The sequence below is a fragment of the Micromonospora chalcea genome (genome assembly GCF_002926165.1).
In the GTDB taxonomy this organism is placed as follows: Bacteria; Actinomycetota; Actinomycetes; order Mycobacteriales; family Micromonosporaceae; genus Micromonospora; species Micromonospora chalcea.
The window spans coordinates 21322-36750 of the sequence record NZ_MAGP01000111.1; the positions used below are offsets into that span (position 1 = coordinate 21322).

16 protein-coding genes are annotated in these 15429 nt (G+C 74.0%); 6 read left to right on the forward strand and 10 right to left on the reverse strand.

Annotated elements, in window-relative coordinates; all coding sequences use genetic code 11:
* The 4 genes from BAW75_RS15105 to BAW75_RS15120 all read right to left on the reverse strand — a co-directional run bounded on the left by BAW75_RS15105 (window position 1) and on the right by BAW75_RS15120 (window position 3049).
* Window positions 1-951 carry an SRPBCC family protein gene (locus tag BAW75_RS15105; RefSeq protein ID WP_104113963.1) on the reverse strand — a complete coding sequence of 317 codons (951 nt, stop codon included), beginning with the start codon at window positions 949-951 and terminating at the stop codon, window positions 1-3.
* A 2-nt stretch (window positions 952-953) separates the two neighbouring features.
* Complete coding sequence (locus BAW75_RS15110) at window positions 954-1361, reverse strand: hypothetical protein (RefSeq protein ID WP_043327974.1); 408 nt, start codon at window positions 1359-1361, stop codon at window positions 954-956.
* A 126-nt stretch (window positions 1362-1487) separates the two neighbouring features.
* Entirely contained in the window at window positions 1488-1997 is a 510-nt protein-coding gene (locus BAW75_RS15115) for a GNAT family N-acetyltransferase (RefSeq protein ID WP_043327973.1), read from the reverse strand.
* A 149-nt stretch (window positions 1998-2146) separates the two neighbouring features.
* A complete protein-coding gene (locus tag BAW75_RS15120) occupies window positions 2147-3049 on the reverse strand; it encodes a hypothetical protein (RefSeq protein WP_104113964.1) in 903 nt (300 codons plus the stop codon).
* Window positions 3050-3200: 151 nt separating this feature from the next.
* Between BAW75_RS15120 and BAW75_RS15125 the strand changes: the two genes are divergently transcribed.
* On the forward strand, window positions 3201-3413 hold the full coding sequence (locus tag BAW75_RS15125) for a hypothetical protein (RefSeq protein WP_013288875.1): 213 nt from the start codon (window positions 3201-3203) through the stop codon (window positions 3411-3413).
* A gap of 6 nt (window positions 3414-3419) precedes the next feature.
* On the opposite strand, the gene BAW75_RS15130 is transcribed toward BAW75_RS15125, so the two are convergent.
* The 4 genes from BAW75_RS15130 to BAW75_RS15145 all read right to left on the reverse strand — a co-directional run bounded on the left by BAW75_RS15130 (window position 3420) and on the right by BAW75_RS15145 (window position 6911).
* Window positions 3420-3884: a DUF3263 domain-containing protein gene (locus BAW75_RS15130; protein WP_104113965.1), complete on the reverse strand. Its 465-nt coding sequence runs from the start codon at window positions 3882-3884 to the stop codon at window positions 3420-3422.
* 136 nt (window positions 3885-4020) lie between these two features.
* The gene (locus tag BAW75_RS15135) at window positions 4021-5034 is read right to left on the reverse strand and encodes an ABC transporter permease subunit (RefSeq protein ID WP_043327970.1); all 1014 of its coding nucleotides are present in this window, start codon (window positions 5032-5034) and stop codon (window positions 4021-4023) included.
* Window positions 5031-6029, reverse strand: coding sequence for an ATP-binding cassette domain-containing protein (locus tag BAW75_RS15140; RefSeq protein WP_043327969.1), 999 nt, complete (start codon window positions 6027-6029; stop codon window positions 5031-5033). Before BAW75_RS15140 ends, BAW75_RS15135 begins: the two co-directional genes overlap by 4 nt.
* A 96-nt stretch (window positions 6030-6125) precedes the next feature.
* Window positions 6126-6911, reverse strand: a complete 786-nt coding sequence (locus tag BAW75_RS15145) for a DeoR/GlpR family DNA-binding transcription regulator (protein ID WP_043327968.1) — start codon at window positions 6909-6911, stop codon at window positions 6126-6128.
* A gap of 199 nt (window positions 6912-7110) precedes the next feature.
* On the opposite strand from BAW75_RS15145, the gene BAW75_RS15150 reads away from it, so the two are divergent.
* From BAW75_RS15150 to nagA, 3 genes are all read left to right on the forward strand, one after another.
* Window positions 7111-8040 carry an SIS domain-containing protein gene (locus BAW75_RS15150; protein ID WP_043327967.1) on the forward strand — a complete coding sequence of 310 codons (930 nt, stop codon included), beginning with the start codon at window positions 7111-7113 and terminating at the stop codon, window positions 8038-8040.
* 79 nt (window positions 8041-8119) lie between these two features.
* Window positions 8120-9052, forward strand: coding sequence for an ROK family protein (locus BAW75_RS15155; RefSeq protein ID WP_104113966.1), 933 nt, complete (start codon window positions 8120-8122; stop codon window positions 9050-9052).
* Window positions 9049-10158, forward strand: a complete 1110-nt coding sequence (gene nagA, locus BAW75_RS15160) for an N-acetylglucosamine-6-phosphate deacetylase (protein ID WP_064446740.1) — start codon at window positions 9049-9051, stop codon at window positions 10156-10158. The genes BAW75_RS15155 and nagA overlap by 4 nt, the downstream gene beginning before the upstream one ends.
* Before the next feature lie 12 nt (window positions 10159-10170).
* On the opposite strand, the gene BAW75_RS15165 is transcribed toward nagA, so the two are convergent.
* Window positions 10171-11379, reverse strand: coding sequence for a DUF4032 domain-containing protein (locus BAW75_RS15165; RefSeq protein WP_030502801.1), 1209 nt, complete (start codon window positions 11377-11379; stop codon window positions 10171-10173).
* A 111-nt stretch (window positions 11380-11490) separates the two neighbouring features.
* On the opposite strand from BAW75_RS15165, the gene BAW75_RS15170 reads away from it, so the two are divergent.
* Window positions 11491-12264 carry a phosphatase PAP2 family protein gene (locus tag BAW75_RS15170; RefSeq protein WP_104113967.1) on the forward strand — a complete coding sequence of 258 codons (774 nt, stop codon included), beginning with the start codon at window positions 11491-11493 and terminating at the stop codon, window positions 12262-12264.
* Between the two features lie 47 nt (window positions 12265-12311).
* Complete coding sequence (locus tag BAW75_RS15175) at window positions 12312-13553, forward strand: APC family permease (RefSeq protein WP_104113968.1); 1242 nt, start codon at window positions 12312-12314, stop codon at window positions 13551-13553.
* A gap of 9 nt (window positions 13554-13562) precedes the next feature.
* On the opposite strand, the gene BAW75_RS15180 is transcribed toward BAW75_RS15175, so the two are convergent.
* Window positions 13563-15350 (reverse strand): potassium channel family protein, encoded by a 1788-nt coding sequence (locus tag BAW75_RS15180; protein WP_420915006.1) that lies wholly within the window; start codon window positions 15348-15350, stop codon window positions 13563-13565.
* Window positions 15351-15429: the final 79 nt, after the last annotated feature.

Here is a 15429-nt window from a genome sequence, read left to right on the forward strand (position 1 = left end):
TCAGCGCTCGTCGCGGCCGCGGGCACGCTCCGGTGCCGTGAGGACCGGCTCGTCGGCGTACTCGTCGTCGGCGAAGTCGTTGCCCTCGTCGTAGGCGGCGTACTCGTCGTCGGCCGGCCCGGTCTCTCCCCGCTCCTCCCAGAGCGCGGTCTCGTGGTCCTTGACGACCTGGGAGTCCTCGATCTCGCCGCGCCAGCCCTCGACCGCGTCCGGGTCGAGCACGGTCCGGGTCATCACGTGCCGGACGAAGTGCTTCAGCTCCAGCCGGACCCGGCGGCCCTGGGCCCGCCACAGGTTGCCGGTGTGCTCGAAGAAGCCCTGCGGGTGGTACTGCAGCACGACCAGGATCCGGGTCAGCTCCGGGGCGACCTCGTGGAAGCTGACGCTGCCGTCGACCGAGCCCTTCTCGCCGGTGGACCGCCAGTGGATGAGCCGGTCCGGGATCTGCCGCACGATCGTCGACTCCCAGGTCCGGTGCGACCAGAGCACCTGCGCCTTCCAGGTCATCTTCTCGTCGTCGCAGTCGGCCTGTTCGACCTTCTTCATGAAGCTCGGGAAGTCGCCGAACGTCGTCCACTGGTTGTAGGCGACCCGGACCGGTACGCCGACCTCGATGGTCTCGACGATGTTGGTGACCTTGAGCTTCCGGCCGCCGTCGCCGCCGCCCTTGCGGCCGAACGCCGCCATCAGCTTCTCCCTACCGCCGGCCACGCCGGCATGGAACATGGCCTTCACCGGGGAGCTGCCCTCGGCGAGCTTCCGCGCGCCGGTGGCGGCGGCGACCAGGCCGGGGTCGCCGCCCTGCTGCGCGTACTCGCTGAGTCGTCCGGTCGCGGCGGTGACCCGGTCGCTGATCGCCTGGACGGCCCGTTCACCGAGCGCCGCGGCGAGGTTGCGCAGCTCGCCGCCGATCTCGTCGCGTACCCGGCCGGTCAGATCGGTCGTCGCCATCGTCACCGCCCCCGCTGCTGTCGGTCCGGCGCCTCGGGCTGCTCGTCCAGCTCCGGTTCCTCGTCCGGCGCGGAACGCTCGGCGTCCGGCCGGCCCGGGCCGCTCCGGCGGCGCAGCGCGTCGGCCCCGTCGCGCAGCCGGCCGCCGATCGCGTCGATGCCGCTGCCGGCGGCGGCGGTCGCCGCGGCCCGCCCGGCCGCCACCAGCGGCGGCGCCAGCCCGCCGAGGTTGCGCAGCTGCGGACTGGCGCCCATCAGATCCGCGCCGAGCCGCTTGATGCCGCCGGGACGCTGGCTGGCCCGCCCGGCGGCGACCGCGGCGGCGAGCGTCAACGCGGTACGCATCTTCCTCCGGCGACCCAGCAGGTAGCCGAAGCCCACCGCCAGCGCCACCCGTGCTCCGCTTTTCATCCGCTCTCCTCCGCACTCCCCGGGGCGCGAACTACCCGTCACCCCGTTGGGAAAACATTTCCTCAGGGGAACGGAAAAGGCGGCCGAAACTTCACGTCAAGCGTCAGGGAGCTGCAAGAACGGGTTTCAGCGGATCGGCAGCGCCGAGTCGAGGCACATTCGGGCGTGCACTTCTCCGCCCTCCTCGCGCAATTCCGCACCGCATTTACGAAGAACGGAGAGAGCGCCCGCGTTGTCCGGCGTGGTGTCCGCGACCACTGTGTGCATCCCGGCCGCCGCGGCGGTGTGCAGCAGCTGCCGCAGCGCGGCGGCGCCGAGACCCCGGCCCCGGGCGGAGCGGCCCAGCCACATGCCCGTCTCCACAGTGCCGGGCTCGTCCCGGCGGGTCATCCGGATCATGCCGACGACCTCGCCGCCGGAGACGATCGCGTACATGGCAGTGCGGGTCGGGCCGTCGAGTCCGCCGAGGTTCGCCCGGTGGAACTCCCGGAACGCGTCCCGGCGGGCGAGCGACCAGCCCGCGGGCGCCTGCACCGGAGGCATCACGTCCTCCGGTTCCGCCTCCGCCGCCGCTACGGAGAGCAACGGTTCCAGGTTCCGCTCGTCCACCGGCTCCAGCCGTACCGCACCCGTCACGAGGCGCAGTCTGCCGCTACCTGTCCGGGCCGTCCACCCCTTTGGGCCCGGATTGCCGCTATGGCCGACCGCCTCGGCCGGTCGTACCCCCGGGGTGTTCCGCCTCACGCTGCGTTGTCATCCGACCGGGTGTTCCGGCGTGAGCGTGCTCACGCCGGAGGAGCGAACTCGCACAGCACCACCGAGGCGTCGTCGGTGCGCTTGCGCCGCCGCAGCCGCTCCGGGTGGTCCCGCTCGGCCGCGCGGACCCGATCGATCAGCCCTTCCGGGCCCGCCACGGTCAGCACCTCCAGCAGCCCGGCCCAGTCGAACAGGCCGAACTGGTCGACCGCGCAGGAGGCGCCGTCGCTGAGCAGCGCGGCCCGGCGCAGCGCACCCGGACCGCGCAGCGGAAGCGTGCCGGTCAGCGCGTGGTACGCCGCGTCCGGGTCGCTCGCCGCCGCCCAGTAGCCGTGGGTGCGGTTCATCCGGGTCCGCTGCACCGTCGTCGCCCGCCGGAACCGGGTCGCCGGGTCGGTCTCGCCGTCGGGCAGCGCGGCGGCGCTGCGCCGCAGGTCCGCCACCGCGTCCGCGAGCCGGTCGTCGGTGACCACCTCGATCCCGCGGTCGGTGTCGAGCACCAGCGGGCTGTCGCAGAGCACCAGGTAGTCGACCCGGTCGCCGCTTTCCCGCAGCAGGCAGACGGTGGACGAGGGGGTGCCGGGATGGTCCAGGTCGCACGTCCCGCCGTGGTCGGCCCGGACCGCGAGGATCGCCGCCGCGAGGCTGCTCATCAGCGTGGCGGCGGGCCGGGCCGCGATCGCCAGGCCGATCCGGGCAGCCAGGTGCCGGACGTACCAGGCGGGACCGTGCACGCATCCGGTGTCGAAGCCCTCCGGCACGGTGGCCCCGTCGAGGACGCCGACGAGCGGGCCGATCCGGAAGACCACGTCCTCGTTCTCCGGGCGGCCCGGCGCCGGGTCGGAGGCGGAACGCACCCGCATCACCGGCGCCTCCCCGGCCGGGCGGGCCGGCCTGCTGCCGATCGCGTACCGGCGGTCCGGTGCTCCCATCGTCGCCTCCGTTCGTCGTCGCCGGCCGCCTACCCGGCCCGCGCCAGGTCATCCGCCGCCGGCCCGATCGCGGTAACCCTGCGTCATTACCCCCGCACTTTCGGTAGCGTCGGACGCGACCGGGTCGGTCCCGGTGACAGGGGGATTCGAGATGTTGGAGCGGTTGCACGAGGGCGGCATCCGGGCGGAGCACGCATACCTCGCCGGGTTCGTCAGCATCGGCCTCTCGGTCACCAGTTGGTTCCTCTCCAAGCACATGGAGCGCGCCGGAGTGGCGCGGGCGGACCGCTGGGGCATCTTCATCGGCGAGTGGGCGCCGACGTTCTTCGCCATCGGCAACGGGCTGCGCACGTACGAGAAGTGAGGCGGGTCAGCGCCGCCGGTTGCGGGCCCGCGACGAGCGCAGCCGGCGCAGCCGGCCGATCAGCACCGGATCGGCGGCGAGCGCGGCCGGGTGGTCGAGCAGCGCGTTGAGCAGCTGGTAGTAGCGGGTCGCGGAGAGCCCGAACGTGTCCCGGACGGCCTGTTCCTTGGCTCCGGCGTGCTTCCACCACTGCGCCTCGAAGGCGAGGATCCGCTGCTCCCGCTCGGTGAGGCCGGCCGGCGTCGTGCCCGCGGCGCCCGTATCCGCCGCTTCCGGACCGGGCTGCTCGACCGGCGCGGTGGACTCGACGGGCGGCGACCCGGGCCGGACGGACTCCGACGGCTCCGACGGTGCGGTGGACTCGACGGGCGGAGCGGTGCGCGGTGGCGGAACCGTCCCGCCCGCGTGGCGCGTACCCGCTGCCGGGCCGGACGGGTCGACGGCGGCCCGCTGCGAGGCGTCGGCGGACATGGCGCTCCTCTCCGACGGCGGGTGACCGGCACCCGGGGCGCGGCGGCCGGGGGAGCCCCAGCGTAACCAGGGCCGCCCCCGGCCGCATCGGACGCGGGGTCCGCGCCGCCGGGGGGAGCCGGCGGCGCGGACCAGGTCAGGCGATGTCCCGCCGCCGCATCGTCCAGAACGCGGCCACGACCGCGCCCACCAGGGCCACGCCGAACACCACAGCCGACTGCTGCCAGGTGACCACGTACGTGGCCGGCTCGCAGGCGCCCTGGGAGAACTGACAGGTGTCGTAGTCGAACAGTTCCGCCTGCTTCAGGAACCACGACTGGGCGTACGTGGAGAGCACGTACCGGTCGCCGAACTGCACCCCGAGCACGGCGACCGCGATCCGGATGCCGATCTCACTCACCGCGAAGATGCCCACCGCCGCGCCGAGCGCCATCGCCGTGTGCCGGCCCAGCGAGGCCAGCGCGAACCCGACCGCCGCCACGAGGAGCGTCATGCCCAGCGCGCGCAGCCCGTCCAGCCCGATCGACTGCCACACCCCGGCGGTCATCTTCGCGGTACTGCCCCGCTGGCCGGCGATCAGCCAGAACGCCGCCGTCCAGAGCGCGCCGAGCACCACGGTCAGGCCGAACACCGTGGTCAGCAGGGCGGCCAGCTTCGTGCCCAGCACGGTCAGCCGCTTCGGTCGCCACAACAGCAGGTTCATCATCCCGCCGGTGTTCCACTCGGCGCCCACGAAGGAGGCGCCGACGATGAAGCCGAACAGCGCCACGGAGGCGGCGAACACGGCGATGAACATGGGGAACTCGGCCCGGAAGTCGAACTGGTACGGCAGGTACCACTTCGCCTCGAACATGTCGGGCTGCGGCTGGTAGTCCTTGCCGCAGTTCGGGCCGTACCGCTCCTCGGTCTTCTCGCCGCGCGCCTGGGCCGCCTCGCACTCCGCGACGTTACGCTTCCAGTCCGTCATCGCGGACTGGTAGTCGTTGTTCGCCTTGGCCTCGGCCTCGGCCACCACCACGGGCGAGAGCTTCTCGCTGGAGAAACTGAACGCGGTCGCGACGGTGGCCAGGCCGAGCACCAGGAGCACGAGCATCAGCCGGGTCACCCGGCGCTTGCCGAGCCGGCGCAGCTCGGTGACGAACAGGCTCATGCGCCCCAACCTCCTGCGGTGCCGGTCTGGTCGACCTTGGCGGACTGATCGACCTGACGGTGCTGGCCGGGGACCGGCGCGGTGGCGGTCAGTTCGAGGAAGACGCTCTCCAGGTCGACGGCGACCGGGGTGAGCTCGCTGACGTACAGGCCCTGCTCGGCGAGCAGGCGGCTGACGGTGGCCGGCTTGTCCACACCGGACAGCATCAGGTGGTCCGGCTCGGCGGTCACGCCGACCCCGGCACGGCTGAGCGCGTCGGCGGCCTGGGGCAGGTCGTCGACCGCCTCCAGGCGTACCCGCACGGCGCCCTGGGAGTGGGCCGCGAGCACCTGGTCGACCGGTCCGAACGCGACCCGGCGGCCGAGCGAGATGATGGTGACCGAGTCGCAGATGAGTTGGATCTCGCCCAGGATGTGGCTGGAGAGCACCACAGTCATCCCGGCCTCGGACAGCTCCCGCATCAGCCCGCGCATCTCCCGGATGCCGCCCGGGTCGAGGCCGTTCGCCGGCTCGTCGAGGATCAGCAGCTTGGGGTTCTTGAGCAGCGCGGACGCGACCGCGAGGCGCTGCTTCATGCCGAGCGAGTAGGTCTTGACCCGCTCACCCGCCCGGTCGCGCAGCCCGACCAGCTCCAGCACCTCGTCCACGCGCTGCTTGGGCAGCTCACCCGCCTGGGCGAGCAGGCCCAGCGTGTCCCGCGCGCTGAAGTGCGGGAAGAACTGCGGACTCTCCACGATGGCGCCGACCTGCCCGGCGACGGCCGGCAGCGCGTGCGGCAGCTCCTGACCGAGGATCGCCATCCGGCCGCCGTTCGGCTTGATCAGGCCGAGCAGCGTACGCAGCGTGGTGGTCTTGCCCGAACCGTTCGGGCCGAGGAAGCCGTGCACCTGGCCGGCTTCCACTCGCATGTCGAAGCCGTCGAGCGCGTGGCGGACCCCGCGCTTCCGGCTCCGGTACGTCTTGCGGAGACCTTCGATCTCCAGGACAGCCGACACAGCTGACCTCCCCCGATAAGTAGGCGTCAGCGACACCATACGCGGTATGCACCGGATGGCAATACCCGGTATGCAGTGTCGGCGTGTCGGGTGCGGTCAGGCGCAGACGACGTGGACGCCGGCCTCGCGGAACGCCGCCACGACGTCCGGGGACGCGCCGGAGTCGGTCACCAGCGTCTCGACCCGGTCCACCGGGCAGATCCGGGCGAACGCGTGCCCACCGAGCTTCGAGGAATCGGCTATCACGACGACCCGCTTGGCGCGGGCGACCATGAGACTGTTCATGGCCGCCTCCCCCTCGTGGTGCGCGGCGGCGCCGAGCTGCGGGTCGATCGCGTCCACGCCGAGCAGCGCGACGTCAAGCGTGACCTCACGCAGCAGCGCCCCGCCCAGCGGGCCGACCAGCTCGAACGACTTGGGCCGGACCACGCCGCCGGCCACCACCACCTTCATCCGCGAGCGCACCAGCAGCTCGTTGGCGATGTTCAGCGCGTTGGTGACCACGGTGAGCTGGGCGCCCTCCGCGCTGGTGTTGAGGTCGGGGCGTACGGCCAGCGCCCGCGCGACCTCGGTGCTCGTGGTGCCGCCGTTGAGGCCGACCACGGTGCCCGGGGAGACGAGCGCGGCGGCGGCCGTGCCGATCCGCTGCTTCTCGGCCGAGTGCTTCGCGGTCTTGTAGCGCAGCGGCAGGTCGTAGGAGACGCCGTTGGCGACCGCGCCACCCCGGGTGCGGGTGATCATCTGCTGCTGGGCGAGCTGGTCGAAGTCACGCCGGATGGTGGCCTGGGAGACGTCCAGCCGGTCGGCCGCCTCCTCGACGGTGACCCGGCCGCTGTCGGTCAGCATCTCCAGCAGCGCGTTCCAGCGCGCGTAGCGGTCCACCGCTGGGGCCTCCCTGACTATGCGTGAACGGTGATCGGTTGCGTGCACACTAGTGCGCGAAACTCAGTCCGCGCAAAAGCCTTCACTGCGCGAACTTGGAGACAGTTGCCACAACCACGCCGCTTCGCGCAGAATGACGCGCGAAAGACGGCAGTATCGCGCCGTATTGCGCAAGGGTTTTTCCCGGCGAGGAGTTGTCATGGCGTACGTGCACGCGGAGATCGCGAGCCAGCCCGACTGCTGGCGGGAGGCGGCGCGACTCGCTCCGACCGTCGCCGAGCGCCTGCCGCGCCCCGGCGAGCGGGTCGCGGTGGTCGGTTGCGGCACGTCGTGGTTCATGGCCATGGCGTACGCCGGGCTGCGCGAGGCCGCCGGCCACGGCGAGACCGACGCCTTCCAGGCCAGCGAGTTCCCCACCGGCCGCCACTACGACCGGCTCATCGCGATCACCCGCTCCGGCACCACCACCGAGGTGCTCGACCTGCTCGCCGCGCTGCGCGGGCGGATCCCCACCACGGTCCTCGTCGGCGACCCGGACTCGGCCGCCGTCGCGTCCGCGGACGCCACTGTCGCGCTCCCCTTCGCCGACGAGCGGTCGGTGGTGCAGACCCGCTTCGCCACCACCGCGCTCGCGCTGCTGCGCGCCCACCTCGGCGAGGACCTCAGCCGGCTCGCCGCCGACGCGGAGGTGGCCGTCCGGGCCCCGCTGCCGATCGACCCGGCCGGCATCGAGCAGGTCACCTTCCTCGGCCGCGGCTGGACCGTCGGGCTGGCCCAGGAGGCCGCGCTGAAGTGCCGCGAGGCGGCCACGTTCTGGGCCGAGGCGTACCCGGCGATGGACTACCGGCACGGCCCGATCTCGGTCGCCGCCCCCGGCCGGCTGGTGTGGGCGCTCGGCGAGATCCCGGACGGCCTGCCGGAGGACGTGGCCGCCACCGGCGCCGCGTTCGTGCACAGCCGCACGCACGGCTGGCGCACGGTGCTGACGAGCTGGGCGGCCGGGCGCAACCCGGTCGACCCGATGGCCGACCTGATCCTGGCCCAGCGTTTCGCGGTCGCGCTCGCGACCACCCGTGGCCTCGACCCGGACGCGCCGCGCCACCTGACCCGGTCCGTGGTCCTGGCATGAGCGAACGCACCGAGCGCAGCGAGGGCCGTGAGCGCATGCCCAGTCAGCACGGCGTGAGCGAGCGAAGCGAGCCCACGGCGTGAGTGGAGGCGACGAGGTCGTCGTCGCGCTGGACGTGGGCGGCACCGGGATGAAGTGCGCCCTGGTCCGGCCGGACGGCACGACAGTGCACACCGAACGGCACGACACCGGCGCGCAGCGCGGCCCGGAGGCGGTGGTCGGCACGATCCTCGACGTGGCCGAAGGGCTGGCCGGCAAGGCCCGCGCCGACGGCCGTGCGCCGGTGGCCTGCGGCATCGCCGTACCCGGTGTGGTCGACGAGGCGCGCGGCGTGGCGGTCTGGTCGGCGAACGTGGGCTTCCGGGACGTACCCCTGCGGGAGCTGGCGGGCACGCGGCTGGGACTGCCCGCGGCGCTCGGCCACGACGTGCGTGCCGGCGGCCTGGCCGAGGCGCGGCTCGGGGCCGGGCGGGACGCCGGCCACGTCCTGTTCGTCGCCATCGGCACCGGCATCGCCGCCGCCCACGTGGTCGACGGGTCGGCCGCCACCGGCGCGCACGGCGCCGCCGGGGAGATCGGCCACATCCTGGTACGGCCCGGCGGGCCGCGCTGCGGCTGCGGGCGGACCGGCTGCCTGGAGGCGGTGTCGTCGGCCTCGGCGATCGGACGCCGGTACGCGGAGCTGTCCGGCGCGCCCACCACCGCCGCCCAGGTGGCCGAGCGCGCGGCGGCCGGTGAACCGCTCGCCGTGGAGGTGTGGCAGGACGCGGTCGAGGCGCTCGCCGACGGACTGGCCACCGGGCAGGCGCTCTACGATGTGTCGACAGTGGTGCTCGGCGGCGGGCTGGCCCAGGCCGGTGCCCGGCTGTTCGACCCGCTGCGGGCGGCGCTGCGCGAGCGGCTGACGTTCCACCGCGAACCGCGCCTGGTCGCGGCCGACCTCGGCGACGAGGCCGGCTGCCTCGGCGCCGCCCTGCTGGCCCTGGACACCCTGGTGAAGGAGAGTCGATGACCCGGCGCGTGACCGGCAAGGTGGTGACCCCGACCGGCGTCATCCGGCAGGGCTGCGTGGAGATCGCGGACGGGCGGATCACCGCCGTCGCCGAGTATCCGTCGGTGCGCGACGGGCACTGGATCGTGCCGGGCTTCGTGGACATGCACACCCACGGCGGCGGCGGGCACACGTTCACCACCGGCGACCCGGAGGCGGCGCGGCAGGCCGCCGCGTTCCATCTCGGGCACGGCACCACCACGCTGCTGGCCAGCCTGGTCAGTTCCCCGTTCGAGCTGATGCGCGACGCCACCGCCGCCTACCGCCCGCTGGTCGAGTCCGGCGTGCTCGCCGGCGTCCACTTCGAGGGCCCGTACCTGTCTGCCGACCGCTGCGGCGCGCAGAACCCGGAGTTCCTGCGGGACCCGTCCACGGCCGAGCTGACCGAGCTGATCGAGCTGGGCGGCGGCGCGGTACGCATGGTCACGCTCGCGCCGGAACGCGACGGCGCCACCAAGGCGATCGAGCTGCTTGTCGCGCAGGGCGTGGTGGCGGCGGTCGGGCACACCGACGCGACCTGGGAGCAGACCCGCGCGGCGGTGGCCGCGGGCGCGACGGTCGGCACCCACCTGTTCAACGGGATGCGCCCGGTGCACCACCGTGAGCCCGGCCCGGTGGTGGCGCTGCTGGAGGCCCCGAACGTGGTGTGCGAGCTGGTCGCCGACGGGGTGCACCTGCACGACGGGATGCTCGGTTTCGCCACCTCGGTGGCCGGCCCGGAGCGGGCCGCGCTGATCACCGACGCGATGGCCGCCGCCGGCATGCCCGACGGCGAGTACGAGCTGGGCGGCCAGGCGGTCACCGTGGCCGGCGGGGAGGCCCGGCTCGCCCACAACGGCGCGATCGCCGGCAGCACGCTCACCATGGACGCCGCGCTGCGGCACGCGGTCGGCGCGGGCGTGGCCCTGCCGGACGCCTGCCGCATGGTCGCCACCACCCCGGCCCGCGCGATCGGCCTGGGCGACCGGGTCGGCGCGCTGGTCGCCGGGCTGCGCGCCGACCTGGTGGTGCTTGACGACGACCTGAACGTGGTGCGGGTGATGCGCGGCGGTAACTGGGTGGAGTGACCCGCCCGGCGGTCAGGCGGTGGGCACCTCGACGCCGAGTACCGCCTGCTCGTCCGGCCGGTGCACCAGCACGTCCGCCAGGTACGACTGCACCGCCCGGCGCATCCCCACGTCCCGCCCGGCCTGCTCGGAGAGCAGCCACTTGTGCTCGATGATCTGGGCGAACAGCTCCTGCGGCTCCAGCTTGCGGCGCAGGTGCGCGGGCACCGCCCGGACCACCGGCTCGAAGACCTCGGTCAGCCAGCGGTGCGCCGCCTGCTGCTCGTCGGTCAGGTCGCTCTCCACCCGGTAGGCGTCCAGGTCGTTGAGGAGCCGGCGGGCCTGGTTCTCCTCCGCGTCCAGGCCGGTGAGGCGCAGCAGCCGCCGGGTGTGGTAGCCGACGTCGACCACCTTCGGCCGCACCAGGTAACGCCCGTTGTCGACAGTGGACATCGCCACCTCGGCCACGTCGAAGCCCAGCTCGTTGAGGCGGCGGATGCGGCGCTCGATGTCGTGCCGGGCGGCGCGCTCGACCTGCTGCTCGTAGGTGATCTCGTGCCAGAGCTGCTCGTAGCGCCGTACGACCTCCTCGCAGACCACCTCCGGGTCGATCGACTCGTGCAGCAGGCCGGCGGCCTGCAGGTCGAGCGCCTCGCCGAAGATGTTGACCCGGGCGATCTCCAGGTCCTCGCCGCGCTGCCCGTTGGACAGCGACGGGTGCAGCGCGCCGGTCTCCGCGTCCACCAGGTAGGCGGCGAACGCGCCCGCGTCCCGCCGGAACAGCGTGTTGGACAGCGAGCAGTCGCCCCAGAAGAAACCGGTCAGGTGCATCCGGACCAGCAGCACCGCGAGCGCGTCGAGCAGACGGTTCATGGTCTCCGGCCGCAGCGTGCGGGAGAACAGCGCCCGGTAGGGCAGGGAGAACTGGAGGTGGCGGGTGATCAGCACCGGGTCCAGCGGCTCGCCGTCGTCGCTCTGCCGGTCGGCCACGATGGCGACGGCCTCCACCGACGGGAAGTCGATCCGCTCCAGCGCCCGCAGCAGGTCGTACTCGCGCTCGGCGACCCGCTCGCCAGTCTCCTTCACCGCGTAGACGTACCCGCCGAGCCGGACGAACCGCACGATGTGCCGGGAGATGCCCTGCGGCAGCGCCACCAGGTGCTCGGCAGGCCACTGCTCCAGCGGGGTCGACCAGGGGAGGTCGAGCAGCGCCGGGTCGACGAGAGCCGAGGTGATCCGCACGGCAACCAGTGTGACCGCTCACCCCCGGACCGCGCTTCCCTTCGTGGCTCGGCACACAGCCGCCGATGCCCGCGCCGCCCCGGCGCGGTCGGCGGCCGGTAGCGTGGTCGCGTGCGTCAGACCTCAGGGGTACGCGGTCACCTGCGGCTGCGGCCGGTCCGGCCGGCCGGGTGGTGGTTCGACGGGCTGCTGCTCGCATCAGTGGTGGCGATCACCGTGGCGCTCACCTCCGGGCACCTGTTCGGGCTCGACCGGGCGGTCGCCGACTGGTCCGACGAGCACCGCCCGACCGCCGCCCGCTGGGTGGCGATGACGCTCAACCTGCTCGGCCAGGGCACCCCGCTGACGCTGCTCGCGGCCGGGCTGGGCGTGCTGCTGGCGCTGCGGCTGCGCTCGGTGCGGCCGATCCTGCCGCCGGTGGTCGCGTTCGTGCTGACGTTCTTCACGATCGGCCCGCTGAAGGTGTGGACGGCCCGGCCGGCGCCGAGCGCCTCGGTCAAGGAGCCGTTCCTGTCGCCCGAGCAGACGCTGCCGCTGTTCCAGCACGACCTGCCGGTGCGTTTCGCCCAGTCGTACCCGTCCGGGCACGTCGCCAACGCGATCGTCTGGTACGGCGTGCTGGCCCTGCTACTGGCCCCGCTCGTGCGCACGGTCGGCCGGACCGTGCCGCCCCGGCTGGTCACCGTGGTCCGGGTGGTGCCCCCGGCGGTGGTCTTCTGCACCACCGTCTACCTGGGCTGGCACTGGCTCACCGACTCGATCGCCGGTCTGCTGCTCGGCCTGCTGCTGGACCGGCTGCTGCGCCGGGTGCCCTGGGACGACCTGCCGCTGCCGCGCCGGCTCGGCGACTGGCGGCGGCCGGTCGACTGGTCCGCGCCGGGCTGACCGGGCGACCGCACCCGCTGTTCACCGCACGCTCCTAGGCTGCCGGTGTGGAACAACTGGCGCGGCGACTCGGCGTACCCGACGCGGTCGTCATCGGTCTCGGCTCGATGCTCGGCGCGGGCGTCTTCGTGGTCTTCGCCCCCGCCGCGGCGGCAGCCGGCGGCGTCGGTCTGCTGGTCGCGCTGGCGGTGGCCGGCTTCATCGCCTACTGCAACGCCACCAGCTCGGCCCGGCTCGCCGCCCGCTACCCCGAGTCCGGCGGCACCTACGTCTACGGCCGGGAACGGCTGCACCCGTTCGCCGGCTTCCTGGCCGGCTGGGGCTTCGTGGTCGGCAAGACCGCGAGCTGCGCCGCCATGGCGCTGACCGTCGGGGCGTACCTGTGGCCGGGGCGGGCGCGGCTCGTCGCCGTCCTCGCGGTGGTGGCGGTGACGGTGGTGAACCTGCGCGGCATCGGCAAGACCGCCGCCGCCACCCGGGTGCTGGTCGCGGTGGTGCTCACAGTGCTCGCCGTGGTGGCGGTGACCGGTGCCCCGCAGGTGGCGGCCGACCGGCTCACCGCCCCCGCCGACCTCGGGGCACGCGGTGTGCTCACCGCCGCCGGGCTGCTCTTCTTCGCGTTCGCCGGGTACGCGCGGATCGCCACGCTGGGCGAGGAGGTACGCGACCCGGAGCGCACCATCCCCCGCGCGATGCCGCTGGCGCTCGGCGCGGTGCTGGCGATCTACCTGACGCTGGCGGTGGTCGCGCTCGGCGTGCTGGGCGCCGACCGGCTGGCGTCCACGGACGCGCCACTGGTCGAGGTGGTGACGGCCGCCGGGCACCCGGGGCTGGCCTGGCTGGTCCGGGCCGGCGCGGCGGTAGCGGTGACCGGGGTGCTGCTGTCGCTGCTGGCCGGTGTCGGTCGCACCTCGCTGGCGATGGCCCGCCGCCGGGACCTGCCGCGCGTGCTGGCGGCGGTGCACCCACGCCACCGGGTGCCGCACCGCGCCGAGCTGGCCGTGGCCGCCGTGGTGATCGCCGTCGTCACGGTCGGCGACGTCCGGGGCGCGATCGGCTTCTCCAGCTGCACCGTGCTGGTCTACTACGCGATCACCAACGCGTCGGCGCTGACGCTCGGCCCGGACCCGGCCCGGCGCGTACCGGCCCGGGTGCTCGCCGCGCTGGGGCTGGTCGGCTGCCTGGTGCTGGCGGTCAACCTGCCGCTGCCGAGCGTGCTCGCCGGGTTCGGCGTGCTCGCGCTCGGCGCGCTCGGGTACGCCGTCCGCCGCCGTCGTCGACCTGCCTGAGGCGGCCGGTCACTCCTCCGGGCGGCGCGCGGCGGGTGGGCCGGCGGGCGGCGCCGGCGGCGGCACGGGCGTGGTCTCCCGCAGCAGCGCGGTCAGCCCGGCCCGCCGGGCCACCACCGTCAACCGGTCACCGGCCTGGATCACCATCCGCGGATCGGCCGTCCAGTCGGCTTTCTGGTTCGGCCGGGTGTACGCGAGCAGGCGTACCTCGCCGGGCCGGGCCACCGCGCTCAGCGGACGCCCGTCCAGCGGTGAGCCCGCCACCACCGGCACCTCGGTGACCAGCAGCGCGTGCCGGTCGACCGGGATGGTGGCGACGACCGCGCGGTCCAGCAGCGCCGCCGCGAACGACGGCGCGGCCAGATAGGACACACTGCGCGAGATGCCGATGCCGAACGCCTGCTGGATCCGCTCGGCGAAGTCGCCGTCGAACAGCCGCAGCACCACCCGCAGGTCCGGGTCGAGCGACCGGGCGATCAGCGCGGCACGCAGGTTCGTCCCGTCGTCGGTGGAGACCACCACCAGCGCCTGGCACGTGTCGACCGAGGCGGACCGCAGCGTCTCCTCCCGGCCCGCGTCGCCGACGATCAGCGGCACCCCCAGCCGGTGCGCCAGCGCGGCGCCCCGCGCGTCCGCGTTCTTGTCGATCGCCACCACCTCGACGCCGAAGTCGTGCAGCTGGGCCATCACCCGGGTGCCGATGTTGCCCAGCCCGACCAGCACCACGTGCCCGGAGCGGTCCGGCTGGACCCGCCCGGCGTGCAGCGCCAGCCGGGCGTTTACGACGCCGTCGACCACCGCTGCGGTGATCAGCGGGATCAGCGCCAGCCCGGCCAGGTTGAGCACCACCTGCATGACCTGGGCGGCGACCGGCTTGTTGACGTCCGGATCCTGGCCGGTGAGCGTGGTGACCAGCGTCAGGTAGACCGCCTCGCTCCAGCTGACGTCGGCGGCCCGCGCGTTGAGCCAGCCCAGCACCGCGATCACCCCGAGCAGCACCAGCACCGCGATGCCGATCTTGCGGGTGGCGAAGTGGCGGACCGCGCGCAGCAGCACCGCCGCCGGCTGCCGTCGCCGCCGCGCCCGCACCAGCCGCCGCGCGGCCTCCTCCGTGCCCGCCGGCCGGCCGGTCGCCTCGGCCAGTACCACGTCGGCCGCGGCCTCGTCGGCGGGCAGCACCCGGACCAGGTCCGGGTCGGTGGTGACGGCCAGGCCGCAGACCACGTCCTGGGGGCGTACGTCGTCGCGCCGCGCCACGTACAGCGTGCGCCCGGCGTGCCGGAAGTGGGTCGGCGCCACCTCGCCCAGCGCTGCGGCGACGAAGGCGGGCGCGGCCATCGAGGCGTCGGAGAGCACCGCCGAGTCGGGGAAGAGCTGGCGCAGCCCGTCCGCCAGGTTGGTGTTGAACATGCGCACCACCAGGCGCAGCCGGGACTCGACCTCCTGGGCGCAGAGCGCGGCGTGCATGTTGCCCACGTCGTCCTGGTTCAGCAGCGCCAGCCCGGCCGCGCCGGCCAGTCCGGCCCGGCGGAACGCCGCCTCATCGAGGCGTTCGGCGGTGACGACCCGTACCCCCGGCACGTCCCGCCCGTCCGGGCCCTCGGACCGGCGGCGGGCCGGCACCACGAGCGTGACCCGCACCCGCCCGTCGGCGCTGTCGGTGGCGAGCAGCGACCGGACCACCCAGTAGGCGAGCGGATCGGAGCCGCAGACCACGAAGTGGGGGCGTTCGTCCCCGTTCATCCGGAGCCGCCAGCCGGTCGCGCGGCGTGCGCGGTCACGCAGGGGCTCGGCCATGTCCGGATGGTAGTCAGCCGCTCGCGGTACGCGCAGCCCCCTCGATCATGAACGCATGGCGTGGCCGGGTACGGGTAGA